Origin of the sequence: Roseospira goensis (assembly GCF_014197795.1) — a bacterium.
GTDB lineage: Bacteria > Pseudomonadota > Alphaproteobacteria > Rhodospirillales > Rhodospirillaceae > Rhodospira > Rhodospira goensis.
Window position 1 is genome coordinate 41,220 of sequence record NZ_JACIGI010000021.1, and the last position, 26,082, is coordinate 67,301.

The 26,082-nt window shown below is 71.2% G+C and carries 24 protein-coding genes; 18 read left to right on the forward strand and 6 right to left on the reverse strand.

Features of this window, described 5'->3' with window-relative positions; translation table 11 throughout:
* Positions 1-26 precede the first annotated feature (26 nt).
* The 13 genes from GGD88_RS12540 (at position 27) to GGD88_RS12595 (ending at position 13,728) form a co-directional block, all read left to right on the forward strand.
* Positions 27-1,634 (forward strand): carboxyl transferase domain-containing protein, encoded by a 1,608-nt coding sequence (locus tag GGD88_RS12540; protein WP_184435941.1) that lies wholly within the window; start codon positions 27-29, stop codon positions 1,632-1,634.
* Between the two features lie 100 nt (positions 1,635-1,734).
* A complete protein-coding gene (locus GGD88_RS12545) occupies positions 1,735-2,544 on the forward strand; it encodes an enoyl-CoA hydratase/isomerase family protein (RefSeq protein ID WP_184435943.1) in 810 nt (269 codons plus the stop codon).
* A gap of 7 nt (positions 2,545-2,551) precedes the next feature.
* A complete protein-coding gene (locus GGD88_RS12550) occupies positions 2,552-4,552 on the forward strand; it encodes an acetyl/propionyl/methylcrotonyl-CoA carboxylase subunit alpha (protein WP_184435945.1) in 2,001 nt (666 codons plus the stop codon).
* Between the two features lie 3 nt (positions 4,553-4,555).
* On the forward strand, positions 4,556-4,984 hold the full coding sequence (locus tag GGD88_RS12555) for a hypothetical protein (protein ID WP_184435947.1): 429 nt from the start codon (positions 4,556-4,558) through the stop codon (positions 4,982-4,984).
* A 52-nt stretch (positions 4,985-5,036) separates the two neighbouring features.
* On the forward strand, positions 5,037-5,942 hold the full coding sequence (locus GGD88_RS12560; RefSeq protein ID WP_184435949.1) for a hydroxymethylglutaryl-CoA lyase: 906 nt from the start codon (positions 5,037-5,039) through the stop codon (positions 5,940-5,942).
* 92 nt (positions 5,943-6,034) lie between these two features.
* A complete protein-coding gene (locus tag GGD88_RS12565; RefSeq protein WP_184435951.1) occupies positions 6,035-6,550 on the forward strand; it encodes a response regulator in 516 nt (171 codons plus the stop codon).
* A gap of 177 nt (positions 6,551-6,727) precedes the next feature.
* Positions 6,728-7,336, forward strand: coding sequence for an Hpt domain-containing protein (locus tag GGD88_RS12570; RefSeq protein WP_184435953.1), 609 nt, complete (start codon positions 6,728-6,730; stop codon positions 7,334-7,336).
* Positions 7,337-7,717: 381 nt separating this feature from the next.
* Positions 7,718-8,065, forward strand: a complete 348-nt coding sequence (clpS, locus tag GGD88_RS12575; protein WP_184435955.1) for an ATP-dependent Clp protease adapter ClpS — start codon at positions 7,718-7,720, stop codon at positions 8,063-8,065.
* A 6-nt stretch (positions 8,066-8,071) separates the two neighbouring features.
* Positions 8,072-10,423, forward strand: a complete 2,352-nt coding sequence (clpA, locus tag GGD88_RS12580) for an ATP-dependent Clp protease ATP-binding subunit ClpA (RefSeq protein ID WP_184435957.1) — start codon at positions 8,072-8,074, stop codon at positions 10,421-10,423.
* A gap of 278 nt (positions 10,424-10,701) precedes the next feature.
* A complete protein-coding gene (locus GGD88_RS12585; protein WP_184435959.1) occupies positions 10,702-11,574 on the forward strand; it encodes a protein phosphatase CheZ in 873 nt (290 codons plus the stop codon).
* 70 nt (positions 11,575-11,644) lie between these two features.
* Positions 11,645-11,767 (forward strand): hypothetical protein, encoded by a 123-nt coding sequence (locus GGD88_RS19180; RefSeq protein WP_281392932.1) that lies wholly within the window; start codon positions 11,645-11,647, stop codon positions 11,765-11,767.
* A gap of 249 nt (positions 11,768-12,016) precedes the next feature.
* Positions 12,017-13,216: an SPOR domain-containing protein gene (locus tag GGD88_RS12590; protein WP_184435960.1), complete on the forward strand. Its 1,200-nt coding sequence runs from the start codon at positions 12,017-12,019 to the stop codon at positions 13,214-13,216.
* Positions 13,217-13,251: 35 nt separating this feature from the next.
* On the forward strand, positions 13,252-13,728 hold the full coding sequence (locus tag GGD88_RS12595) for a hypothetical protein (protein ID WP_184435961.1): 477 nt from the start codon (positions 13,252-13,254) through the stop codon (positions 13,726-13,728).
* 103 nt (positions 13,729-13,831) lie between these two features.
* On the opposite strand, the gene GGD88_RS19315 is transcribed toward GGD88_RS12595, so the two are convergent.
* Complete coding sequence (locus GGD88_RS19315) at positions 13,832-15,892, reverse strand: O-linked N-acetylglucosamine transferase family protein (protein ID WP_184435962.1); 2,061 nt, start codon at positions 15,890-15,892, stop codon at positions 13,832-13,834.
* A gap of 84 nt (positions 15,893-15,976) precedes the next feature.
* Positions 15,977-16,249: a hypothetical protein gene (locus GGD88_RS12605; RefSeq protein ID WP_184435963.1), complete on the reverse strand. Its 273-nt coding sequence runs from the start codon at positions 16,247-16,249 to the stop codon at positions 15,977-15,979.
* A gap of 350 nt (positions 16,250-16,599) precedes the next feature.
* Between GGD88_RS12605 and GGD88_RS12610 the strand changes: the two genes are divergently transcribed.
* A complete protein-coding gene (locus tag GGD88_RS12610; protein WP_184435964.1) occupies positions 16,600-16,932 on the forward strand; it encodes a hypothetical protein in 333 nt (110 codons plus the stop codon).
* Positions 16,933-16,963: 31 nt separating this feature from the next.
* Here the strand turns inward: GGD88_RS12610 and GGD88_RS12615 are convergent, their stop codons facing one another.
* The gene (locus tag GGD88_RS12615; protein WP_184435965.1) at positions 16,964-17,353 is read right to left on the reverse strand and encodes a thermonuclease family protein; all 390 of its coding nucleotides are present in this window, start codon (positions 17,351-17,353) and stop codon (positions 16,964-16,966) included.
* Between the two features lie 583 nt (positions 17,354-17,936).
* Between GGD88_RS12615 and GGD88_RS12620 the strand changes: the two genes are divergently transcribed.
* Positions 17,937-18,809, forward strand: a complete 873-nt coding sequence (locus GGD88_RS12620; protein WP_184435966.1) for a DUF502 domain-containing protein — start codon at positions 17,937-17,939, stop codon at positions 18,807-18,809.
* 16 nt (positions 18,810-18,825) lie between these two features.
* Here the strand turns inward: GGD88_RS12620 and recG are convergent, their stop codons facing one another.
* Both recG and GGD88_RS12630 read right to left on the reverse strand, forming a co-directional pair.
* The gene (gene recG / locus GGD88_RS12625) at positions 18,826-20,922 is read right to left on the reverse strand and encodes an ATP-dependent DNA helicase RecG (protein ID WP_184435967.1); all 2,097 of its coding nucleotides are present in this window, start codon (positions 20,920-20,922) and stop codon (positions 18,826-18,828) included.
* Between the two features lie 42 nt (positions 20,923-20,964).
* Positions 20,965-21,534 carry a hypothetical protein gene (locus GGD88_RS12630; RefSeq protein ID WP_184435968.1) on the reverse strand — a complete coding sequence of 190 codons (570 nt, stop codon included), beginning with the start codon at positions 21,532-21,534 and terminating at the stop codon, positions 20,965-20,967.
* A 186-nt stretch (positions 21,535-21,720) separates the two neighbouring features.
* On the opposite strand from GGD88_RS12630, the gene GGD88_RS12635 reads away from it, so the two are divergent.
* The 3 genes from GGD88_RS12635 (at position 21,721) to GGD88_RS12645 (ending at position 24,759) form a co-directional block, all read left to right on the forward strand.
* On the forward strand, positions 21,721-21,978 hold the full coding sequence (locus GGD88_RS12635) for an FAD assembly factor SdhE (protein ID WP_184435970.1): 258 nt from the start codon (positions 21,721-21,723) through the stop codon (positions 21,976-21,978).
* 154 nt (positions 21,979-22,132) lie between these two features.
* Positions 22,133-23,965: a translational GTPase TypA gene (gene typA / locus GGD88_RS12640; RefSeq protein WP_184435972.1), complete on the forward strand. Its 1,833-nt coding sequence runs from the start codon at positions 22,133-22,135 to the stop codon at positions 23,963-23,965.
* Positions 23,966-24,138: 173 nt separating this feature from the next.
* The gene (locus GGD88_RS12645) at positions 24,139-24,759 is read left to right on the forward strand and encodes a LysE family translocator (RefSeq protein ID WP_184435975.1); all 621 of its coding nucleotides are present in this window, start codon (positions 24,139-24,141) and stop codon (positions 24,757-24,759) included.
* 71 nt (positions 24,760-24,830) lie between these two features.
* On the opposite strand, the gene GGD88_RS12650 is transcribed toward GGD88_RS12645, so the two are convergent.
* Positions 24,831-25,808, reverse strand: coding sequence for a prenyltransferase (locus tag GGD88_RS12650; RefSeq protein WP_184435977.1), 978 nt, complete (start codon positions 25,806-25,808; stop codon positions 24,831-24,833).
* Between the last annotated feature and the right edge of the window lie 274 nt (positions 25,809-26,082).

Genomic DNA, 26,082 nt, shown 5'->3' on the forward strand with positions numbered 1-26,082 from the left:
GAGACCGAACAGCAGGAACAGAGCGCATGACCGTCCTCAAGAGTGCCATCAACACCCGCTCCGCCGAGTTCAAGGAGAACGCGGCCCACATGCAGGCCCTGGTCGACGACCTGCGCGCCAAGGTCAGCGGCATCAAGCTGGGCGGCGGCGAGCGCGCCCGGGCCAAGCACCTGGAGCGCGGCAAGCTGCTGCCGCGCGAGCGCGTGCGCACCCTGCTGGACGTGGGTTCGCCGTTCCTGGAGTTCTCCCAGTTCGCCGCCTGGCGGGTGTACGAGGACGACGTGCCGGCCGCCGGCATCATCACCGGCATCGGCACGGTCGAAGGGGTCGAATGCGTGATCGTCGCCAACGACGCCACGGTGAAGGGCGGCACCTACTACCCGCTGACCGTCAAGAAGCACCTGCGCGCCCAGGAGATCGCGCGCGAGAACCATCTGCCCTGCATCTATCTGGTGGACTCCGGTGGCGCCTTCCTGCCGCGCCAGGACGAGGTGTTCCCCGACAAGGAACACTTCGGCCGCATCTTCTACAACCAGGCCACCCTGTCGGCACAGGGCATCCCCCAGATCGCGGTGGTGATGGGAAGCTGCACCGCCGGCGGCGCCTATGTGCCGGCGATGTGCGACGAAAGCATCATCGTGAAGGGTCAGGGCACCATCTTCCTGGGTGGCCCGCCGCTGGTGAAGGCCGCCACCGGCGAGGTGGTCTCGGCCGAGGACCTGGGCGGGGCGGACGTGCATTGCCGCACCTCCGGGGTGACGGACCACTACGCCCAGGACGACGCCCACGCCCTGCATCTGGCGCGGCGGGTGGTCGCCAATCTGAACCGGCGCAAGACGGTGCCGCTCGACATCCGGTCGCCCGAGGATCCGCTCTACGATCCGGCCGAGATCTACGGCCTGATCCCCAAGGACACCCGCAAGCCCTACGACGTGCGCGAGGTCATCGCCCGGCTGGTGGACGGCTCCCGGTTCGACGAGTTCAAGGCGCTGTACGGTCCCACCCTGGTCACCGGCTTCGCCCGCATCCTGGGCTACCCCGTCGGCATCGTCGCCAACAACGGCATCCTGTTCTCGGAGAGCGCGCTCAAGGGCGCCCACTTCATCGAGCTGTGCAATCAGCGCGGCATTCCGCTGGTGTTCCTTCAGAACATCACCGGGTTCATGGTGGGCCGGAAGTACGAGAGCGGCGGCATCGCCCGCGACGGCGCCAAGATGGTGACCGCGGTGTCCTGTGCCGCCGTGCCCAAGTTCACCGTCATCATCGGCGGCAGCTTCGGCGCCGGCAACTACGGCATGTGCGGTCGCGCCTACGGGCCGCGCCTGATGTGGATGTGGCCCAACGGGCGGGTGTCGGTGATGGGCGGGGACCAGGCCGCCGGCGTGCTGGCGCAGGTCAAGCGCGACGGCCTGGAGGCCCGGGGCCAGAGCTGGTCGGACGCGGATGAGGAGGCGTTCAAGGCCCCGATCCGCGACCAGTACGAGACCCAGGGCCATCCGTACTACGCCTCCGCCCGGCTGTGGGACGACGGCATCATCGACCCCGCCGAGACCCGGATGGGTCTCGCCTTGGGCATCTCGGCGGCGCTCAACGCGCCCATCGGCGAAACCCGCTACGGCGTGTTCCGGATGTGAGGTGCCGTCTTGAGCGCCACAGCCCCGCGCGCCGGCGGCGCGGCGGGACGCGGCTCAAGGACCGCGCCGGCTGGACCGACCTTTCAAAGGACCCCGACCGATGACCGATAGCCCCGAGACCCGGCCCTCCGAGACGCTGGACGTCGTTCGCGACGGCCGCGGCGTCGCCACCGTCACCCTGACCCGGCCGGCGCTGCACAACGCCTTCGACGACGCCCTGATCGACCGCCTCACCCGCACCTTCACCGACCTGGGCGCGGACGACGCCGTGCGCGTGGTCGTGCTGGCGGCGGAGGGCAAGAGCTTCTCCGCCGGGGCCGATCTGAACTGGATGCGCCGCATGGCGGGCTATACGCGCGACGAGAACGTGGCCGACGCCCGGGCGCTGGCGACCATGCTGGAGGCCATCGACCGCTGCCCCAAGCCGGTGATCGCGCTGGTGCAGGGGGCCGCTTTCGGGGGCGGGGTCGGGCTGGTGGCGGCCTGCGACATCGCCATCGGCACCGCCGACGCCACCTTCGCCCTGTCCGAGGTCAAGCTCGGCATCATCCCGGCGGTCATCAGCCCCTACGTCCTGGCCGCCATCGGGCCGCGCGCGGCGCGGCGCTACATGCTCACCGGCGAACGCTTCGACGCCGAGGAGGCGCACCGCCTGGGCCTGCTGCACGAGGTGGTGGGCCGCGAGGAACTGACGGGGGCGGCCGAGGTGATGATCGCCGCCCTGCTCAAGGCCGGCCCGCAGGCGCAGGCGGCGGTCAAGGACCTGATCCGCGCCGTCGCCTTCCGCGCCCCGGATGGCGTGATGGACGAGACCGCCGGCCGCATCGCCACGATTCGGGCGTCGGCCGAGGGTCAGGAGGGCCTGGGCGCCTTCCTGGAGAAGCGCACGCCGGGATGGATCAAGGAGTAGCCGGGGCATGTTCACCAAAGTCCTGATTGCCAACCGCGGCGAGATCGCCTGTCGCGTGGCCCGCACCTGCCGCCGCCTCGGCATCAAGACGGTGGCGGTCTACTCCGACGCCGACGCCGCCGCCATGCATGTCGACCTGTGCGACGAGGCGTGGCGGCTGGGGCCGCCGCCGGCGCGCGAGTCCTACCTGCGCGGCGACGCCATCCTGGAGGCGGCCCGGCGCACCGGGGCCGAGGCCATCCACCCCGGCTACGGCTTTCTGTCGGAAAACGCGGCCTTCGCCCGCGCCTGTGCCGAAGCCGGGATCGTCTTCATCGGGCCGTCGCCCGAGGCCATCGACGCCATGGGCTCCAAGTCCGAGTCCAAGCGCCTGATGGAGCGGGCCGGCGTGCCGCTGGTGCCCGGCTACCACGGGACCGATCAGTCGCTGTCCGCGCTGCGGGCGGCCGCGGACGACATCGGCTACCCTGTGCTGGTCAAGGCGTCGGCCGGCGGCGGCGGCAAGGGCATGCGGGTGGTGCGCGCACCGGGGGAGCTGGACGCGGCGGTCGAGGGCGCGCGTAGCGAGGCCGCCAGCGCCTTCGGCGACGACACCCTGCTGGTCGAGAAGTATCTGGATGCGCCGCGCCACGTGGAGATCCAGGTGTTCGGCGACACCCACGGCACCGTCGTGCACCTGTTCGAACGCGACTGTTCGATCCAGCGCCGGCACCAGAAGGTGCTGGAAGAGGCGCCGGCACCCGACCTGCCTGACGACATCCGCGCCGCCATGGGCGCGGCCGGCGTGGCGGCGGCCCAGGCGATCGGCTATGTCGGCGCCGGCACCGTGGAGTTCCTCTACCAGGACGGCCGCTTCTACTTCATCGAGATGAACACCCGCCTTCAGGTCGAGCACCCGGTGACCGAATTGATCACCGGCCAGGATCTGGTGGAGTGGCAGCTCCGCGTCGCCGCCGGCGCCCCGCTGCCGGTGGCGCAGGCGGATCTCGCGGTGACCGGGCATGCCATCGAGGCCCGGGTCTACGCCGAGGATCCGGCCGGCGGGTTCCTGCCCTCCATCGGCAAGCTGCGCCACCTGCGCCCGCCGGCGGAGGGGCCGCACGTGCGCGTCGACACCGGGGTGCGCGAGGGCGACCGGGTGTCCATGCACTACGACCCCATGATCGCCAAGCTGATCGTCTGGGACGCCGACCGTCCGGCGGCGCTGCGCCGGCTGCGTGCGGCGCTGGAGGCCTACCAGGTGGTCGGGGTGTCGACCAATCTGGAGTTCCTGGGCAGCGTGGCGGCGCATCCCGCCTTCGCGGCGGAGCGGGTGGGCACCCGCTTCATCGAGACCTTCGAGTCCGACCTGTTCCCGGAGGCGGTCCCGGCCGACGACGGCGTGCTGGCGCTGGCGGCCCTGGACGTGCTGCTGCGCCGCCAGACCGAGGCGTCCGCGGCGGCGGCGCGCTCGGGCGACCCCCATTCGCCCTGGCACAACACCGACGGCTGGCGCCTGAACGACGACAATTACCAGCGCATGGCGTTCCTGGACGGCGACCAGACCCGGGCGGTGACGGTGCACTACCGCCCCGAGGGCTATCGGCTCGACCTGCCCGGTGGCTCGGTGCTGGCGCGCGGGGAGATCGACGCCGACGGCAATCTCGTCAGCGATCTGGACGGGTTCCGCCGCCGCGTCACCGTGGTGCGCCAGGGCCTTGATCTGATCATCCTGGATCGCGGCCGCCAGCATCGCCTGACCCTGGACGATCCGGCCTCGCGGGCCGCCGAGCGCGACCAGGGCGGCGGCGGCCTGGTGGCGCCGATGCCGGGCAAGGTCACCCGCCTGCTGACCGAAGCCGGTCAGGCGGTGGAAAAGGGCGATCCGCTGGTGGTATTGGAGGCGATGAAGATGGAGCACACGATCGTCGCGCCCGATGACGGCACGGTGACCGCGCTGCACTTCCAGGCCGGCGATCAGGTCGAGGACGGCGCCGCGCTGCTGGAGTTCGAGCCCCGGGGAGACTGACCGATGACCGCTGGTGCGCCCACCCTGACCGATATCCTGGTGTCCTACGCCCGACGCGTGCGCGACGGCCAGGAACTGGCCCGCCGGCTGGGCTATCTCGCCGCCAGCGTCGAGGAGAACATAGAGGACGTGACGGATTTCCACGCCGCGGTGGAGACCCTGATCGGATCGGCGCCGGTCTCGGAGAGCGCGCGCCGCCTCAACGCGGTGCTGACCGACCATCACCGCCGCCTGCTCCAGGAGACCCGGCGGGCGCGCAACGATTTGGTCTACGACTTCTTCATCGACTACCCGGTGGAGCGGTCCGACGGCACCGTGGACGAGGCGGCCCTGGCGCGCGCGGGGGCCCACCTGGCCGCCATCGACGAGACCCTGCGCGAGGCCCGGGAGCTGGTCGATCGGCTTGAGGTCACGGTGATGTCGCCGACGTGACCATCGCGCCCCGGCGCAGCCGGCATTCGCGACAGAAGGGAGGGACGGCCGCATGCTGCCGCAAACGGTGAAGCTGGTCGAGGTCGGGCCGCGCGACGGCCTGCAAAACGAGCCCGGCACGGTGCCGACGGCGACCAAGGTCGCGTTAATCGACCGGCTCGGGGCGGCCGGGCTGACGGTCATCGAGGCCGGCAGCTTCGTGTCGCCGAAGTGGGTACCGCAGATGGCCGATACCGCCGCCGTGCTGGCCGCGATCCAGCGCCGGCCGGGCGTGTCCTACCCGGTGCTGGTGCCCAACATGAAAGGGCTGGAGGCGGCCCTGGCGGCGACCGGGGTCGAGGAGATCGCGGTGTTCGGGGCGGCCTCGGAAAGCTTCTCGCAGCGCAACACGAACTGCTCGATCGACGATGGTCTGGCCCGCTTTGCGGACGTGACCGCGGCGGCGCGAGAGAAGGGCCTGCGGGTGCGCGGCTATGTCTCCTGCGTGCTGGGCTGCCCCTACGAGGGCAGGATCGCTCCGGAGGCCGTGGCGCGGGTTGCCGGGGCGCTGGTCGACATGGGGTGCTACGAGATCTCCCTGGGCGACACCATCGGCGCCGGCACCCCGCTGGCGGCCCAGGCGATGGTGGAGGCGGTGGCCGAGCGGGTGCCGCGCGAGCGGCTGGCGGCCCATTTCCACGACACCTACGGCCAGGCGCTGGCGAACATCCTGGCCGTGATGGAGCGCGGCGTGGCGGTGGTGGACTGTTCGGTCGCCGGGCTCGGCGGCTGTCCCTACGCCAAGGGCGCCAGCGGCAACGTGGCCACGGAGGATGTGCTGTACATGCTGGACGGCATGGGCATCGCCACCGGCGTGGACATGTCCGCCCTGCTGGACGCCAGCGCGATGATTTCGCAGGCGCTGGGCCGGTCCCCGGCCTCGCGGGTGGCGCGCGCCATGGGCTGTGCCGCGGCCTGAGGCCGTCCCGATCGGATTTCGCTTGACACCGCCGGGGATGGACCGAGGGTGAGACCGGTGCGGCGGCGGAGCGGACGGCCGAAGGACGGAGCATGGGCGGGTACACCCTGGAGCGCCTGAACTTTCTGATCGTCGACGACAGCGGCCACATGCGGACCCTGGTCAAGACGATCCTGGGTGCCCTTGGCGCCACCCAGGTGCAGGAGGCCCGCGACGGCGCGACGGCCCTCACCGAGATGCGGCACTTTCCGGCCGACATCGTGGTCTGTGACCGGCACATGGCCCCCATGGACGGTCTCGCGTTCGTCCGTCGCGTGCGCACCGGGTCCGACAGCCCCAATCCGTTTGTGCCGATCATCATGCTCACCGGCGAGACCGCCATGACCAGTGTGGTCGAGGCCCGCGATGCCGGCGTGCACGAGTTCCTGGCCAAGCCGATCTCCGCGCGCTCGCTCTATGCCCGCATCCAGGCCATCATCGAGCGTCCACGCCCCTTCGTGCGCACCCCGACCTACTTCGGTCCCAACCGCCGCCGTCGCCAGGTGCCCTGGGCGGGGCCGGAACGGCGGCGCACGGGCCGGGTCACCGGGGGGCGGACACCGCCGTAGCGCATGGCGGGAGCGCAGGGCGGGCGGTCTGTTCAGGGTCCTGTGGGGGCGGTTCCTTGGCTCCGGCGGCGATGGTACAAAGGAGGGTCATGGCGCGGGCGTCCCGCCGGGGCGGACCGATGCCCGGCGTGGCGGCTGCCAGGGACCCTGGAGTGCGAAGTGGGGCGGGAGAGACGCATGGCGGGCCAGGCCGATGGTCAGGGCACTCGCGATCGCCCGGAAGGCGGGGATGGGTCGGCCGCGGCCGGCGGTCCTGCGGCCCGGGGCGCGGCTGTCGACGGTCTGTCGTCCGATGCCCCAGCTTTCGATGACGGGGTGGCGTTCATCGACCCGCCGGCCACCCTGCGCGAGAAGGTTCAGGGGGGAACGGCGGCCGTCGACGGCGCCGCCTTGGCGCGGGCGGAGGCCGTCATCACCGCCTTGCGCGCGGACTACCTCGCCTGGGCCGCCGACGATGTCGAGCGGCTGGCGCGGGCGCTGGTCGTGGTCGAGTCGGCGCCGCCCGACATCGAGACCGCCAAGGGTGACCTGTTCCGCATCGCCCATGATATGAAGGGGCAGGGGGGCAGCTTCGGCTATGATTTGGTGACCGTGGTCGGGGATCGGCTGTGCCGCCTGGTGGAGCGCATCGAGGGTCCGCCGTCCGCCCCGCAGGTGCAGGCCGTCCGCTTGCACGTGGAGGCGCTGCGGCTGATCATCGGCCGCCGGATGGAGGGCAATGGCGGCCCCGCCGGAACCGACCTGGTGGCCGGTCTGGATCGCTTGGCACGCAAGGTGACCGCCTGAGGTCAGCGATCAGCGGCCATCGACCAGCGGCCATCCACCGACGGCCATCGACGATGGCCGGTGAGGCCGGGGGTGGCCAGCTCGGCCCGGCGGACGGCCCAGGCGGATCCGCCGCGGATCGGGTCCGGGACCGGCGACTCGGCAGAGGGCCGGGGCCGGTTGCGGGCTTCCGGGGCGGCTCCCATATCGAAGCGGGCGGCGGGTCTGTGCGCTTTTGCGCCGCAGCGGTGTGATGGGTCTTTATCGGGTCCGTTGCAAGACCGTACAATACCGGTCGCGTGGAACGACCGGGGTCCTGGGCCGGGGTTCGGGCGCGCTGTGAGTCCCGCGCGACCTTCCGGCGTCGGTGACGGCAAGGGAAATCAGGAGCAGGACGAACCCATGACTGTTCCATTGCATGGATCGGACAGCGACGACGGCAAGGACGGGGGCGGCCCGAATACGGGGGTCGTCATCAAGACGCGGCCGAAGACCAAGAAACCGGCCATGTACAAGGTCCTGATGCTGAACGACGACTACACGCCAATGGAGTTCGTCGTGATGGTCCTGGAGCGGTTTTTCGGCAAGACGCACGAGGAAGCCACCCGCATCATGCTTCACGTGCATCAACGCGGCGTGGGCATCTGCGGTGTGTACACCTACGAGGTGGCCGAGACCAAGGTGACCCAGGTCATGGACCTGGCGCGTAGAAACCAGCACCCGTTGCAATGCACCCTTGAGAAGGAATAGCGGCCCATGCTCTCCCGCAACCTGGAAATGAGCCTTCACCGGGCGCTGGCGCTGGCGGCCGAACGCAACCATGAGTACGCAACGCTTGAGCATCTGCTGCTGTCTCTGGTGGACGACCAGGACGCCGTGGCCGTTCTGAAGGCGTGTTCCGTCAGCACGGAGCGCCTGCGCGAGCAGTTGACCGCGTTTGTCGACACCGAACTCAACGGCCTCGTGGTCGACCGTCTGGACGGCGACCCCAAGCCCACGGCCGGGTTCCAGCGCGTGGTGCAGCGGGCCGCCATCCATGTCCAGAGTTCCGGCCGCGAGCAGGTCACGGGCGCGAACATCCTGGTCGCCATTTTCGCCGAGCGGGAGTCTCATGCCGTCTACTTCCTGCAGATGCAGGACATGACCCGCCTGGACGCGGTCAACTACATCTCGCACGGCATCGCCAAGGCCCCGGACAAGACCGAGGCCCGCGCACCGCAAGGCACCACCGAGGGCACGCGGGAGGAAGAGGTCGTGAAAAAGGGCCAGGAGGCGCTGGACACCTACTGCGTGAACCTCAACAAGAAAGCGGCCGAGGGGCGAATCGACCCGTTGATCGGCCGTGATCTGGAGGTCGAGCGCACCATTCAGATTCTGTGCCGTCGCACGAAGAACAATCCGCTGCTGGTGGGCGATCCGGGCGTCGGCAAGACCGCGATCGCCGAGGGGCTGGCCAAGCGCATCGTGGACAACGCGGTGCCCGCGGTGCTCAAGGAGGCCACCATCTTCGCACTCGACATGGGCGCGTTGCTGGCCGGCACCCGCTACCGGGGCGACTTCGAGGAGCGCCTGAAGGCGGTGATCAAGGAGCTGGAGGCGTTCGACGGCGCCATCCTGTTCATCGACGAGATCCATACGGTGATCGGGGCCGGGGCCACGTCGGGCGGGTCCATGGACGCTTCGAACCTGCTCAAGCCGGCGCTGGCCGCCGGCGCCCTGCGCTGCATCGGGTCGACCACCTACAAGGAGTTCCGCAATCACTTCGAGAAGGACCGGGCCCTGGTGCGGCGGTTCCAGAAGATCGACGTCAACGAGCCCAGCCTGGACGACGCCATCAAGATCGTCACCGGCCTGAAGCCGTACTACGAGGAACATCACCGGGTGCGCTACACCAACGAGGCGGTGCGCGCCGCGGTGACGCTGTCCTCGAAGTACATCAACGACCGCAAGCTGCCCGACAAGGCCATCGACGTGATCGACGAGGTCGGCGCGGCCCGCATGCTGGTGCCGGAGAGCAAGCGGCGCAAGACCGTGACGGTCAAGGACATCGAGGACATCATCGCCAAGATTGCCCGCATCCCGCCGAAGACCGTCTCGCGCGACGATCAGGCCGCGCTCGCCAACCTGGAGCGCGACCTCAAGACCATGGTGTTCGGCCAGGAAGGCGCCATCGAGGCCCTGTCGAGCGCGATCAAGCTGGCCCGCGCCGGCCTGCGCGAGCCGGAGAAGCCGATCGGCTGCTACCTGTTCTCGGGTCCGACCGGCGTCGGCAAGACCGAGGTTGCCCGCCAGCTCGCCCACACCCTGGGGGTGGAGCTGGTCCGCTTCGACATGAGCGAGTACATGGAGCGCCATTCGGTCTCGCGCCTGATCGGCGCGCCGCCGGGCTACGTCGGCTTCGACCAGGGCGGGCTGCTGACCGACGCGGTGGATCAGCACCCCTACAGCGTGCTGCTGCTGGACGAGATCGAGAAGGCCCACCCGGACCTGTTCAACATCCTGTTGCAGGTGATGGACCACGGCAAGCTGACCGACCATTCGGGCAAGACCGTCGACTTCCGCAACACGATCCTCATCATGACCACCAATGCCGGCGCCCAGCAGCTCGCCAAGGCGGCCATCGGGTTCAACCGCACCGATCGCCAGGGCGAGGACCGCGAGGAGATCGAGCGCATGTTCTCGCCGGAGTTCCGCAACCGGCTGGATGCGGTCATCCCGTTCGCCAGCCTGTCCGGCGAGGTGGTCGCCAAGGTCGTCGACAAGTTCGTCATGCAGCTCGAAGCCCAGTTGGCCGACCGCGATGTGACCGTCGAACTGTCCGACGAGGCGCGCCAGTGGCTGGCCAAGAAGGGCTACGACAAGCTCATGGGCGCGCGCCCGCTGGGCCGCATCATCCAGGAGAGCATCAAGAAGCCGCTGGCCGAGGAACTGCTGTTCGGTCGCCTCACCAAGGGTGGCGTGGTGCGCGTCAACATCGAGGACAACAAGCCGGTGTTCGAGATCGACGAAGCCCGCGGCGGCCGCAAGGGGGGCTCGTCGGGTCCGTCCGGCGACGGCGGCGAGCCCAACGGTGGCGGCCACGGCAAGACCCCGGAACTGGTGGAGTAGATCGGGGGACCACGGATCGGGCGGACGCGCACGCTGTGTCCGTCCGGAGCTGCCGCGCGGCGCCGGACCCGCCAGGGTTCGGCGCCGTTCGCGTGTGGTGGTCACCACACAGGCGATGGTCGCAGGGCCGACGGTCGGGTGCTACACTGCGGTGCGAAACAAGGAAATCGGCCTCTGGCGGTGCGAGCGGTAAAGATCGCGTCAATCTTCGCACGGTATAACAGGTCGACTCGACGGCGGACCGGATGGGGGCTGCCAGGGACAGAAGGAACGGGATCATGGACGAGGGGCCGGTCAGGACGAGACGGTCCGCGCAGAAGCGCACCTTCTCCATCGAACGGCACCTGCGGCGCGCGGCCGCCGGGGCCGAACCGGGGGCCGAACCGGGGGCCGAACCGGGGGGCGATCCGATCGACCGGATCCGACCGCCCGATGGCACCAACGCCGCCGACCTGGCGACCCTGATCGGCGAGGTGCGGGCGATGCGGGCCGAGATGGGCGGACTGCGCCAGACTCTGGCCGAGATGGCCACGCCGATGTCGGTTCCGGCCGAGGCGCCGTCCCCACCCCGGCCGTCGCCGGTGCGCGCGATGGCGTTCCCCGGTTGCGAGGAAGAGGCCCAGATCCTGCGCGTCGAGATCGCCCGCATGGTGCGCAGTCTGGCGACAGCCAAGCGCGAGATCGCCGAGATCAAGCACCCGCTGCGCGAGCCCGACGACGACCGCATGACCAAGGCGGCAAGCGAGCTGGACGAGATCGTCGCGGCCACCGAGGAGGCGACCAACGCCATCCTGGACTCGGGTGAGATTATCAGCAGCCACTGTCAGACCATCCTGGCCGAAGTCGGCGACATGGACGCGATGGCTCCCTACCTGCACGACGTGGGCGAGCAGGTGGCCCGGATCATGGAGGCCTGCAATTTCCAGGACATCACCGGCCAGCGCATCAACAAGGTGGTCCATACCCTGGAGTTCATCGAGGAGCGCATCAAGGCCATCGTCGAGGACTGGGGACGCGATGCCTTCCTCGATCTGCCGCTGCCCGACGATGACATCGAGGCTGCGGCCGAAGACGAGAGCCAGCTTCTGAACGGCCCGCAGCTCAAGAACAAGGGGCTCAGCCAGGATGATATCGACGCCCTGTTCGATTGAGCCGGACAGCGGGTGGCGGCGGCGCGACCGGGCGTGTGGCGGTCGGCCCCCGGCGCGGGCGGCCGGGCGCGTGCTGCGGGCGGGCGTCGTCGGGCTGGCCGTACTGGTGGCCGCCTGCGAGTGTGTGTCCGTGCGCGGAGAGGCGGGCAGCCGCTCCGGCGTGGAGGACGTGGAGATCGCCATCCCGCTGTGACCTTGTCGGCGCCCGTGGCGGTCTGGGCCGGGTGCCGGACGGGCCCAGTTCCGAGTCCGGGGCGCTGTATTATCGGTCGGGTTGTGTTCCTGGATTTTTCTTCTTGATTGGCTGCGATTCCGATGATTCCCTGCGTGGGGGACGAGGGATCGGGGACCGGTTCGGCCCGGGGCGAGCCTGTGGGCGCGCGTGCCCGCAAGGCCCTGAAAGGCCCCGCCAGCCCCCCGCAAGAGAAGGAGGACACCGCCGATGGGACACTCCAGCGAGGTGCAGCGGGCGGGTGACGCGCGGCCGTCGCGGTGGCGCCGATGGCGGGGGGCCGGGGCGGCGGTGTGCCTCGGCCTGACGCTCGGTGCCTGCGAAATGGCCGCAGACGGCGGCGCGGGGACGGAGTCCGGGGCCGTCGCATCCGGAACCATCGTGGATCCCCCAGGGGCGATCGGGCCGGCACCGCTGCCGAGCTATGCCGTCGGCGATCAATACGTGTTCGACAATCCGCGCGAGACCTGGACCGTCAGCGCCGTGGCGGACGATCGCGTCACCTGGACCAGCGATCGGGGTGGTCGGCGGGTGACGCCGCGCGACCCCCTGATGCCCAGCCTGAGTTCGACCGCCGCCGACGTCGGCACCATCACCCGCACTGTTAAGGAACAGACCGGCGCGCTGTGGCCGCTGGCCGTCGGCAACGAGGCCAGCTTCGTCGTCCACGTGGCCATGGAGGGGCGCGCGCCGCAGGCCCTGGCGTGGAACTGCCGGGTCGTGGGCACCAGCCGCACGGCGGTGCCGGCCGGGACGTTCAACACCCACAAGGTGGCTTGCGCGCGCTCGGACGGGCTGCGGCTCAACACCTATCACGCCCCCACCGTCGGCTATTTCGTCCGTCGTGAGGTGACGACCCCGGATCAGGAGGAACAGGCACGGTCCCTCGTCGCGGTCCGCACCGCGGCGGTGACCGCCGCGCGCGTGCCCGAGGCGCCCCCCCCGGAGGCGGCTCCGGCCGGCCAGGCGGATGCCCAGCCGCTACCACCCCCCGCGACCGGGGACAGCCCGGCGCCGGCCGCCGCGCGCCGCCCTCCCGCCGCGGTGCCGCCGCCCGCCGCCGTGCCGGCCGCCACCCCCGCCCCGCAGCCGACCGCGACGCCGGCCCCGGCTCCGGCCCGCGCGGCCGCCCCGGCGGCGGCGACGGGGACCGGCTGGACCGGGGCCGGGGTGCGGCTGGCCTCCTTCCGCAGTGCCGAGGGCGCGCGCCAGGGGTGGACCAACCTCAAGGGTGCCTATCCGGGGCTGCTCGGGCCGCTGGCGCCGCGCGTTGTTCCGGTAGACCTGGCGGGCAAGGGGACGTATCACCGGCTGTACGCTGGGCCGTTCCCGTCGGCGCAGGAGGCGCGCGGCCTGTGCGGTCAGATCCGCGAAATGGGGTCGGTCTGCGACGTCCGCACCTTTAACTGAGCCGTCGCCCCCTGTCCCCCGCTCGAAAGACTCCGATGCCGTCCCCTGCCTCCCGCGCCGCGATCCTGATCGCCACCCTGGCCGTCCTGACCCTCGCGGCCGGGGCGGCGGTGGCGTGGCAGGCGCTGGCGGACCGCGACGCTCACATTGCGCGTCTGGCGACGGAGCGGCAGGCTCTGCGAGACCAGGTCGCGGCGCTGGAGGCCCGGCGGGCGACGCTGGTGTCGGAGCTGGAGGCCGCGCTGCGGATCGGAGAGCGCCTCAGCGATCGGGTCGATGTGCTGGAGGCGGATCTCGCCGAGGCCCGGGCGACCCAGCTTGAGGTCCGAGAGGTGCGCGGCACCGCCGACTTCCCGATCCAGCGCGCGATGGCGCAGGCGGGCGACACGGTGGCCGGATTCGCGGACCGCGAGGGCACCACCGCGGCGATGGTGCGGGCGCTCAACCCGTGGCTGGACGGCACCGAGACGCTGGACGGCTTCCAGACGCTCTGGATTCCCAAGCCGCGGTGACCCGACAGCCCGACCCGTGAGATCCCGTTAGCGCCGATCGCCCGAATTCGAAATCACCATGCGAGTCCGTATTCGGGCGTTCCGCTCTATGGGCCGGCCCGGATCAGCAGTCCGACGATCCAGGGCGGCGCCCCGCAGCGTGGTCGGCCCAGAGCGCGCGATAGGCGTCTTCCAGTTGGGCGGCGTAGGCGGCCGGGTCGCACAGCGGCAGCGCCGCCAGGCGCGGCCGCAGCGCCGCCCGCACGCTGGCCAGGGTGGCGGGATCGGCGGCCGCCGCAACCGCGCGGGCGACGTAGGCATCGGGGCTGTCGGCGACCCAGTCGGCCAGCCCGGCCCGTGTCAGGTGCGAGACCGCATGGCGACCGCATGGGTGATATCCCGCCAGGGTCACGACGGGAATCCCCATCCAGAGCAGTTCGAGCACGGTCAGCCCGCCGGACCAGGGGTCGCTGTCCAGGGCGATGTCGACGCTCCGGTAAAGGTCCATCATGCCGGCGCGGTCGCGGCCGCCCTCCAGGGACACGCGGTCGAGCGGAACGCCGAGCCGGGTCAGGCGGTGCCGCATCGACTCGCGTACGGCGGCGCGGTCGAACGCCCGGGCCTGGATCAGCAGGCGCGCGTCCGGCACCGCGGTCAGCACGCGACCCCAGCGGGCCAGCAGGCCGTCATGGGTCTTGTCCAGGCGGTTGAAGGCGCCGAACGTGATGTGCCCCCGCTCGTGGCAGGGCGGCGGGCCGGGGTGCGGCGCATCGGCCGGCGGGCTGAAGAAATAGGCGCCGTGCGGCAGGCACACCGCGGGCTCCGACAGCCGCGCCGGATCCGGGACGTGGTGGGCGTCGGTCAGCAGGGCGTCGAGGCCGGGCAGGCCGATGCTGCCGAACACGTCGCCCCACATCACCTGGACCGGGGCCAGACGTTCGGCCAGGGCCGCCAGGGCCTGCGGCAGGGTGGTGGGCGTGACCAACACCACGACGTGCGGCGCCAGCGCCCGTACCTGGGCCCGCAGCGTGGTGGGGCTCGGGTCGGCAACCGTGTGCAGGCGGGCGGGGGAATGGCTCAGGATGTCCGGCGGTGGGGCCGGCGGGCGGTCGGGGGGCACCGCATGGATGACGTGCGCCGCGATGTCGCCGGGCGCGTCGGGCCGGTCGTGGGCGAGGATGGCCGGCAGGGCGAGGGCGGCCACCTGCGGGCGCGTCATGTCGCCGACATAGGCGATGCGCAACGGCGGCGTGGGCGGGGCCGGCAGGTCCGCCCGCCACAGGCCGGTGCGCGCGGCCCAGCCGTCGCGTTCGGCGCGGATCACGGCCGGGTCCACGGCGGGCGCGTGATGCAGGATCGACAGCAGGTCGCCGATGTGGGCGACGTCACGGCGCACGGCGGCCGGCACTCGTAGCGCCGCGGCGGCCGCGGCGTCGGCGGCGCCCTCGGACAGCGCCAGGCTGGCGCGGGCCAGCAGCGCGCCGGGGTGGCCCGGCACCAGGTGCAGCGCGCGATCCAGGGCCGGTGCCGCGCCCTCGCCGTCGCGGTGGCGCAGCGTCAGGGTGGCGCGGGTCACCCAGGCGTCCGCGTACGGCGGGGCGAGGGCGAGGGCGGTGCGGATCGAACGGTCGGCCAGAGCGGGGGCGCCGTCGCGCAGGGCCAGCAGGGCGCGGGCATGCCACAGGGTCGGGTCGGTGCCGGCCGGCGGTGCCGCGTCGAGGACGGCGCGCGCCGCCGCCGTGTCGCCGGCCGCGAGGGCGGCCATCGTTGCCGCCCCGGCGGCGCGCGGATCGTCGGGCAACAGGCGCCACCAGGTGCGCGCGATCGCACGGGTGGCGGCGGCGTCGCCGGTGGCCTGCGCGGCGGCGTGTGCCTCCGCGCACAGGCGCGACAGGGGAAGGTCGGGGGTGCGGGTGCGGGCCGCATCCAGGGTCAGCGCGCGCCGCACCGCACGCAGGCCGGCGCGCGCATCACCGCGCCGGTGGCGGAGCAGGCCCAGGTTCAGCCAGCTCGTCGGGTGGGCCGGCAGCAGACGCACCACCCGCATGAACGCCGCTTCGGCGGCATCGAGGCGGGCCGCCTGGAGGTGTGTCACACCCTCGGCGAACAGGGTGCGGGCCAATGCTTCGCCCTGCGGACCCGGCGGGGCGATCGGGGCGGAGACGGAGACGAACGGCTCGGACACGACCGGACCCTGCCTGTGGACGGGCCGGCAGGGTACCCGGTCCGGGCGTGCGGCTCCACCCTCGGCCGGGCGGACGGCGCGCGGTCAGGCCGCGGCGCCGTGGCGGTCGTGGTGATCGTTGGAGCGGCGGGCGGCGAGCGAGCCGGCGTCCGGCATGGCGGTCAGGCCGTTCTCGCGCACATAGCAATCCTGCAACGAGGAGGCAGCCTCCTGGGCACTCTGGCGGGTGCCGAACAGGGCGGTCCAGACCGCGCGGGCTGCGGTGCGCAGCAGGTGGGCGAGGTAGCGGTCGCGTTCGCGCCGCGCCGCCATTTCCAGGGCAAGCGGGGCGTCTGTCGAATGCAGGGGGGCTGACATGGGGGGATGTCCCTTCTGGCGCATGGTCGAACACTTCAGGCAGCACAAGGAGCGGGCGGGCGGCCTCGTTCGTAGCTGCTCCTCCAATGTAGGAAAGCCCGGCTCCGGTATGGTGTGCGTTTTTTGCAGTGCGGTGTCCCTGCTGCGCCGGGGGCCGAGTCTCCGGTATCACGGCCCATCCGCGGCGGGGGGACGGCGCTTGTGCCAGCCTTGCGGGCGGATCTTTCGCGGGGGCCGCGCGGCGGTCCGATATCACCAATGGCGCAGTTGATCCCGACCGGTCCCTTCGTCACCATGCCCCGACGCATGGCCCCGGCCGCTGGGGTCCGGTCAACGCACGGAGACTCACCATGAGCGGGGCCCACGACGACCGCGCCCACCTCATCGCCCATCGTCGCTTCATGGAAGAAGTCGAGATGGCGGTGCGGGCGGCCAATCAGGAGATCATCGGCCAGAAGCTGCCGCACCTGGACCGCACCAGCTTCTTCAAGCTGGCGGTGTCGATCGCCCGCCTGCGCGCCCGGTATCTGGAATCCGTCATGGCGCTGGACTGGGAGCACGCCGACGCCGACCGCCTGGCCGCGGTGCAGAACCGGCGCACGATGTTCGAGGAGGCGCGCGCCGGGTTCGAGGCGTTGCAGCATGCCTTCGAGCGCGGCTACATCACCCTGGACGAAAAGTAGCTCCATTGCCCTCGGCGTGACGGCGCCGGTCTCAGCGGGCCGGGCGCTTGAAGGTGCCCGTCCACAGCCCGGCGTGGGCCGCGCGGGCGGCGCCTTCCGCGCGGGCATAGCGGCTGCCGGCGGAGACGGCGAACCCGAGCCGGACCATGGTCTCGTTGAGGTTGAGGCCGCCGGCCTTGCAGACCGCGATCAGGTATCCGTCGGGGTCGACCGACTCGCCCAGGCAGGTGACGGTCCTGTCGAGTGTCAGGTGCAGCAGGACGGACGCGGCCTTGCGGCCGCACGGCCAGGTCTGGCCCTGATGCTGGCAGACCGCCGACACCGCCGGGGCCGTGATGCCGAACAGGCGGACCGGGATGCCGCCGCGGCAGGCGCCGTAGGCGCGCCGCCCGTCAATGTGCAGGGTGTCGCCGGACTCCACGCACGCCGATCCGAGGGCATCGGCCCGGGCCGGCATGGCTGCGCCGAGCAGCGCCGACGCGACCAGCAGCCCTCCAAGGGTCCGCGCGGGGACCGAAGGCCCCGCCCTGCGTATCGCGGTCTTGCGTATCGCGGTCCTGCGTATCGCGGTGACGGGTCGGCCTGGACGGGGCCGGGTGAGCGGGGACGGCGGGACGAAGCGAGTCATGGCATCCTCCCCATTCTGGGGCGCCATTCTGGGGCGCCGGCAGCGTGATCCCCGAGTCCACCCTTTGGCGTGGGGGTGGGGCCGTCGGGACGCCAGCGGATGATACTTTATATAGGTAGCATGACCGCCGGGGCGGCGTCTGTATGGCTTCCGGTTGACGCCCGCCCTATATGCATGCTGCGCCGCACCGTTCATGCCCCTGGTCGGCATCCAAAATTGCGCCATATAGTCTGTGAAATGTAGGGCCGCTCGGGCCGGGTCGGCCCCTGTGTGGCCGGACTAATGTGTGGCCGGACCAATGTGTGGCCGGATCCACCGGCCCGGACCCGGGGGTCCGTCCACAGCCGTCCCATCCTCTCACCGAAGAAACCGAAGCATGTCGAAGAAGACCGCTCCGCCGTCCCAGACCCCGCCCGGCCGGGAGCAGAAGCGGGCGCCCGGCGCCGCGCTGCCGAACGGGCCCGGCCTGTCGCTGACCGCGCGGCTGCGCAACCATTTCATCGCCGGGATCCTGGTGACGGCACCGGCCGCCATCACGTTCTTCGTCGCCTGGAAGTTCATCGAGTTCGTCGACCAGCGGGTCGCCGCCCTGATCCCGGAGCAGTACCACCTTCCGTTCAGCGTGCCCGGTCTCGGGCTTCTGGTGATGGTGCTGTTGCTGATCGGCATCGGCGCCTTCGCGACCGGGCTGTTCGGGCGCATCCTGTTCCGGCTGGGCGAGCGGCTGCTCAACCGGATGCCGCTGATCCGCAACATCTACGGGGCGCTGAAGCAGATTCTGGAGACGGTGCTGGCGCAGCAATCCACGGCCTTTCGCCAGGTGGTGCTGGTCGAGTATCCGCGTCGCGGCATCTGGGCGATCGCCTTCATCACCGGGGTGACCGAGGGCGAGGTGCAGAACCTGACGGCGCAGGAGTGTGTCAACGTCTTCCTGCCGACGACGCCCAACCCCACGTCGGGGTTCCTGCTGTTCGTGCCGCGTCAGGACATGATCGTGCTCGACATGTCGGTGGAGGAGGGCATCAAGATGGTCATCTCTGGCGGCATCGTGACACCGCCCGACCGCCGGCCGGAGGAAGTGCGCCGGGTGCCGCTGGTGGACACGATGCCGGAGGACGAGTCCGGACGGTCGAACGTCCGCGCTCTCGCGACGCGGCGGCAGGAGGACGATGCGTCCAACGGTGAGTCGCCCACCCCGCGCCCGGCTCCCGGTGTGGAGCGGCGCGAGAAGGACGTTGCGCGGGTGTAGCGGAGGCGGAGGCGCGTCATCCCGACTGCACCGTCCTGACGGCGGCGTCGCGCTCGAACAGGTACAGCAGCACGCGCAAGGCGCGGCCGCGCTCGCTCTCCAGGTCGGGATCGCGGTTCAGGATCAGCTTGGCGTCGTCGCTGGCCATCGCCAGCAGGTCGGCATGGGCCTCCAGATCCGCCAGCCGGAACTGGGGGAGGCCGCTCTGGCGCGTGCCCAGCACCTCGCCGGCGCCGCGCAGGCGCAGGTCCTCCTCGGCGATGACGAACCCGTCCTCGGTGTTGCGGATCACCTGCAGGCGCTCGCGCGCCACCTCCCCCAGCGGCCCCTGGTAGACCAGCAGGCAGGTGGACTTGGCGCCGCCGCGGCCGATGCGACCGCGGAGCTGGTGGAGCTGCGCCAGCCCGAATCGTTCCGCATGTTCGATCACCATGACCGTCGCGGCGGGCACGTTCACCCCCACCTCGATGACCGTGGTGGCGACCAGGACGTCGACCCCCTCGCCGGCGAACCGCTCCATCACGCTGTCCTTCTCGGCGGGTTTCATGCGGCCGTGCACCAGGCCGACGCGGCCGCCGAACACCGCGCGCAGGTCCTCGTAGCGGCTTTCGGCGGCCGCCAGATCGGCGGTTTCCGACTCCTCCACCAGCGGGCAGACCCAGTACACCTTGGCGCCGCCGCCGATGGCACGGCGGATGGCGGCGTTGACCTCGGGCAGGCGCTGGGCCGACAGCAGCACGGTCTCGATGGGCTGGCGGCCCGGGGGTTTCTCGTCCAGGCGCGAGACGTCCATGTCGCCGTAGTGGGTCAGGGTGAGGGTGCGCGGGATCGGGGTGGCGGTCATCACCAGCACGTCGGCGTCGGGGCCCTTGCCCGACAGGCCCAGGCGCTGGTCGACGCCGAAGCGGTGCTGCTCGTCGATCACCACCAGGCCCAGGTCCTGGAAGGCGACGTCGGACTGGAACAGCGCATGGGTGCCGACGATGACGCGGATCTCCCCGGCGGCGAGCGCCTCGACGGTCGAGTCGCGCGCCCGGCCCTTGTCCCGCCCGGTCAGGAGCGCGATGCGAATCCCCGCGGCCTGCGCCAGTGGGGCCAGCGTCTCCATGTGCTGGCGCGCCAGGATCTCGGTCGGGGCCATCAGGGCCGCCTGACCGCCGCACTCCAGGGCGATCAGCATGGCCAGCCACGCCACTACCGTCTTGCCGCTGCCGACGTCGCCCTGGAGCAACCGCAGCATGCGGGTGGGCCGGGCCATGTCGGCGGCGATCTCTTCCATCGCCCGTTGCTGGGCCCCGGTCAGGGTGAAGGGCAGGGCCGCCAGCGCCGCGCGCCGCAGCGATCCGTCGCCGGCGCGGGCGCGCCCGGCGCGGCCCCGCATCTTGGCCCGCACGATCAGCAACGCCAGTTGGGTCGCCAGCAGTTCGTCGTAGGCCAGCCGTTGGCGGGCCGGCGCCTGGGGCGAGACCGCCTCCTCGTCCTGGGGGTGGTGCGCGGCCTCCAGCGCCGCGCCCCAGCCCGGCCAGCCCCGGCGCGCCATCAGCGCGGGGTCGTGCCATTCCGGGGCCTTGGCGGCCACCGCCAGACCCACGTCCAGTGCGGCGCGGGCCACCTTCTGCACCGTTCGCGCGGTCAGGCCGTGGGTGAGGGGATAGACCGGCTCGACGGTTTGGATCTCGGCCAGGTCGGCCACCGGCACGACGTAGTCCGGATGCACCATCTGCGGCAGGTCGTTGTAGACCTCGACGCGGCCGCTGACCGCGCGCCGTTCCCCGATCGGCAGCAGCTTCATCAGGTAGTCGCGGTTGGCGCGGAAGAAGGCGAGGGTGAGGGTGCCGGTCTCGTCCGACGCGGCGACCCGGTAGGGGGCGCGGCTGCCCGGCGGTGGCGGCCGGTGTTCGTCGACGGTCAGCACCAGGGTGGCGATCCGGCCGGGCAGGGCCTCGGTCACGCGCGGCCGATCGCGCCGGTCGATCACGCCGTGCGGCAGCAACCACAGTATGTCGACGACGTGCGGCCCGGCGAGTTTCTGCACCAGCGGCGCGACGCGTGGGCCGACGCCTTTCAGGGAGTCGATGGGGCGGAACAGCGGATACAGGAGTTCGGGGCGCATACGGCGGACTGGCGGTCGGGACGGTTGGTGGGGATCGGCGGGTCAGGAGTCGCGCGCGGGGTTCGGGTCGGTCTGCCGCAGGAGGTCATCGAGGCGGGCCTTGCAGGTCTCCAGCGCGTCGATCAGGCGGGCGTAGAGGTGGCCGAGATCACGCAGTCTCTGTGGGGACAGCCGGCCCCGCTGCTCCGGGTCCAGGAGGGCCCGGACGATGGTCGCGCGGCCCTGCAAGGCGTCGTCCAGCCTCTCATAGGTGCGGTAGTCAACCGCGATCAGGTCCTTGTCCAAGGTGTGCAGCACGTCCCGGACGCCTAGGATCTGCGCCAGCACGGCCCGCAGGTCGGCTTCCGCGATCCGCTCGGTGGCGGCGTCCGTGCCGCCGGTGGCCGCGATTTTGCGCTCGAGGTCGAAGATCGTATCGCGCACCCGGATGTTGGGGCCACGCAGGCCGACGGTCTCAACCAGCAGGGCTTGGAGCCCGTCCCGGAACGCCCGCGCCCGCTGGCGGTCGCGGATGGCATGGTAGGCGGCGATGTTGCGCTCGATGTGTCCGACGACATTGGTGATGTCGGCGACGGCCTGCGCGACCGCCTCGGTCAAGGTCTCGTCGCCCATGACCGCCCCTTCCGTTCCGTTGCCTGACGGGGCTTCGTGGCCCGTGCCGCCGGACTCTACGCTGCCCCGGCGTGACAGGGGAGGGCGAAACCGCAGGCCGGGCCGCGGCGTGTGGGCTGACAGCGCCCGGACGTTCCCATATAACTCCCGGTGGCGGCTGCCGCCGGACCCGACCGGGAGCGGATCATGGATGACCGACGCAAGCGCATTCTCTACCGTGCCAAGCTGCGCGGCATGAAGGAGACGGACCTGATCCTGGGCGGTTTCGCCGAGGAGTTCGTGGCCGGCATGTCCGAGGTCGAGCTGGACCAGTTCGAGACCCTGCTGGAAGAGCCCGACGCCCACATCATGGACTGGCTGTTCGATCGTGCCCCCGTGCCGGCGGAATACGACACGCCGATCATGGCGCGTCTCAAGGATTACCGCCTGATGCCGCCGGTCTGAAGGGGCCGCGCGGGCGCTCTCGGCCGGTAGGTCCGCGCTTCGGACGGGGCGTTGGATCACGGCCGCGGCGCCATATCCCGTGACGCCCGGCCGGATCTGGTGTAAGCCCTCGCGCACTTCCCGACAGCCCCGGCGTACAGGACCCCGCAGCCCCATGGATCTGCGCAACATCGCGATCATCGCCCACGTCGACCACGGCAAGACCACGCTGGTCGATTCCATGCTTCAGCAGTCCGGCACCTTCCGCGAGCACCAGAAGGTGGCCGAACGCGCGCTCGATTCCAACGACCTGGAGCGCGAGCGCGGCATCACCATCCTGGCCAAGTGCACCTCCGTGGCCTGGCATGACGTCCGCATCAACATCGTCGACACCCCCGGGCACGCCGATTTCGGCGGCGAGGTCGAGCGCATCCTGTCCATGGTCGACGGAGTCGTGCTGCTGGTGGACGCGGCCGAGGGGCCGCTGCCGCAGACCAAGTTCGTGCTGTCCAAGGCGCTGGCGAAGGGCCTGCGGCCCATCTGCGTCATCAACAAGGTGGACCGGGCCGACGCCCGCCCGCACGGCGTGCACGACGAGGTTTTCGACCTGTTCGCGGCGCTCGACGCCGATGACGACCAGCTCGACTTCCCCACCCTGTACGCGTCCGGCCGCGACGGCTGGGCGGCCACCAACCCCGAGGTGGTGGAGACCGGCACCGAGGGGCTGACGCTGGAGCCGCTGTTCAACCTCATCCTGGGCCACGTGCCGTCGCCCCATCGGGTGCTGGACGCGCCGTTCTCGATGCTGGCGACCACGCTGGAGGCGGACCCCTACCTGGGCCGCGTGCTCACCGGCCGGGTGGAGACCGGGCGCATCCGCCTCAACCAGCCGATCAAGGCGCTGTCCCGCGACGGCGCGCTGATCGAGCAGGGCCGCGCCTCCAAGCTGCTGTCGTTCCGCGGGCTGGAGCGGGTGGCGGTGGAGGAGGCCGAGGCCGGCGACATCATCGCCATCGCCGGCCTGACCGAAGCCACGGTCGCCGATACCCTCTGCGCGCCCGAGGTGACCGAGGCGCTGCCGGCGCAGCCCATCGACCCGCCGACGCTGGCGATGACGTTCTCGGTCAACGACGGCCCGCTGGCCGGGCGCGAAGGCACCAAGCTGACCAGCCGCGTCATCGGCGCCCGCCTGGAGCGTGAGGCCGAGGGCAACGTCGCCATCAAGGTGACCGAGACCGCCGAGAAGGACGCCTTCGAGGTCGCCGGGCGCGGCGAGCTGCAACTGGGTGTGCTGATCGAGACCATGCGCCGCGAGGGCTTCGAGCTGGCGATCTCGCGCCCCCGGGTGCTGTTCCAGACCGACGAGTCCGGGCAGCGGATGGAACCCATCGAGGAAGTGGTGATCGACGTCGACGAGGCCTACGCCGGGACCGTCGTCGAGAAGATGACGGGCCGCAAGGCCGACCTGGTCGAGATGCGGCCCTCTGGCGGCGGCAAGACCCGGGTGGTGTTCCACGCCCCCTCGCGCGGCCTGATCGGCTACCACGGCGAGTTCCTGACCGACACCCGCGGCACCGGGATCATGAACCGGCTGTATCATGGCTATGCGCCCTGGAAGGGGCCGATTGAGGGCCGGCGCGAGGGTGTTCTGATCAGCAACGCCAGCGGCGAGGCCGTGGCCTATGCGCTGTTCAACCTGCTCGACCGCGGCCCGCAGTTCATCGCGCCCGGCGAGGCGGTCTACGAGGGCATGATCCTCGGTGAGCACAATCGTGGCCAGGACCTGGAGATCAACCCGCTCAAGGCCAAGAAACTGAGCAACGTGCGCGCCGCCGGCAAGGACGACGCCATCCTGCTGCCACCGCCGCGGCGCCTGACGCTGGAGGACGCGCTGGCCTACATCCAGGACGATGAGCTGGTGGAGGTCACCCCCTCCTCGATCCGTCTGCGCAAGAAGATCCTGGACCCGCACGAGCGCAAGAAGGCCGGCAAGAAAGCGGAAGTGTAGCGCCGCAGGGCGGTCCCCCCGGGGGTCTCCCGGGGCTCTCTCCCGGGCGGTCCGATCGCCTGCGGCCCGGGTGGGACCGCGCCGGCTCAATGGCTTGCGCCGGCCGGACAAGGCGGTGATGATGGGCGCCCTGCCTCCGCCGCCCCCCGCCCGTCGACCGCTCCAGAAGGCCCATGGACCTGTCTCCGCTCGTCAAGGGCATCGTCATTGGTTTCGCCATCGCCGCGCCCGTCGGGCCCGTGGGGGTGCTGTGCATCCGGCGGGCGCTGGCGGACGGGCGGGCGGCGGCCTTCGTCGCCGGCCTGGGTGCGGCGGTCGCGGACACGCTCTACGGGGCCGCCGCGGCCTGGGGCCTCACGCTCATCACCGACTTCCTGACCAACCACCGGCTGGTGTTGAGCTTGGTCGGCGGGCTGTTCCTGATCTATCTGGGGTGGAAAACCTTCCGCGCCCGCACAGAAATGTGGCCGCCGCCGGACACCCACGCCGGCCTGGTGCGGGATTTCGTGTCCACGTTCCTGATCACCCTGACCAATCCGGCCACCATCCTGGCCTTCATGGCGGTGTTCGCGTCGATCACGGCGGTGCAGATGCGCAACCCGATGTCTTTCGACACCAATCTGCTGATCCTGGGCGTGTTCCTGGGCTCGGCCGCGTGGTGGGGGCTGCTGTCGGCGGCGGCGGCCTCGGTGCGGACGCATTTCACGCCGCGCTGGCTGCGCTGGCTCAACCGCGGGTCGGGGGTCGTGTTGGGCCTGTTCGGCGTCGGCGTGCTGGTGAGCGCGGCCGTTTGAAGGGCCGGCCCGAGCGTGGCGCGGTGGGGGTCGGCGCCCGCTCTTAGCGCGGATCGCGTTCGAAATCGGCTCTAGGCGAACAGCAGGCCGGCGGTCATCGACAGCGCGCCGACCCCGTGCAGGGCCAGGGTGCCGTGAATGGTCCGCAGCATGGCGGCGCGGCTGTCAGGGTCAGTGCGCAACCGCAGCGGGGTCATGCCCGCCGTCAGCAACACCGGTACGACCATGGCCCAGGCCGCCAATGCGCCCATCGCCACCAGGACGGCCAGCGCCACCAGCGCCAGGATGTCCAGCCCCACTTGCAGGACCAGGGCACCGCGCACGCCCAGGACTCCGATGAGGGTCAGCTTGCCCACGGCGCGGTCGGCTACGCGGTCCGGAATCTCGTTGACGATCAGAATGTTGACCACCCAGGCGGTGACCGGCACGGACACCAGCAGCGTCGGCCCGTCCACGGGGCCGCCCTGGAGCCACGCCGCCGCCGTCACCGGCGCCACACCGAACATCAGGCCGACCAGGGCCTCGCCAAGGCCGCGGTGGTTCAGTCGCAGCGGCGGCATGTGGTAGAGGAGCACCAGGGTGCCCATGGCCAAGCCGAAGGCCAGGATCGGGCCGCCGTGCAGCGCCACCAGGCCGACGCCGGTGAGGGCGCAGCCGGCCAGCAACGCGACCACGAACCAGGTCATCTGGCGACGGGTCAGCAGGGCGTCCTGGATCACCCGTGAGCCGCCGGTGAACGGGGTGATGCGGCCGTCGTTGACGGGATCGTTGCCGGAGGCGTCGTCGCAGACGTCATTCAGCACGTTGCCCGCGGAATGACCCAGCACCATGCCCACCAGGAACAGAAGGGCGCTCAGGGGATCGAAGGCGCCGGTCTGGGCTGCCCCCCAGGCGGTACCGACCACGACCGGTGCGATGGAGGCCAGCAGGAACCCGGGCCGCAGGGCTTGAACGTAGGCCGCCGCGCGCGGGCCGCCGCGGGGCGCTTGCCCCGCCGGGGAGAGCCGGCGGGCATGGAGGGGCGCCGGACCCGAGCCGGAAGAGGTCATCGTCTGGTCCTCTTTGCGCGCCGGGCCGGCGCTGTAGCCGGTCGCCCGACGTCGGACTCACATCGTGATCCGACGTCGGCGGTGACTCGGCTGTCGAGTCAACAAATCGTGGGCATGACCACGAATTGGTGCGGTCCGCTCGAGAGCAGATTGCGCCAGAATGGACTCGCGCCGCGGTCCCGATTTCGAACAATCGGCTCTAGCAGGCTGCGGAAAAAGGCTTCCGTTTGGGGCTGTGGGATGATTCGCTATGCCATCGGGTTTGGGAGGATGG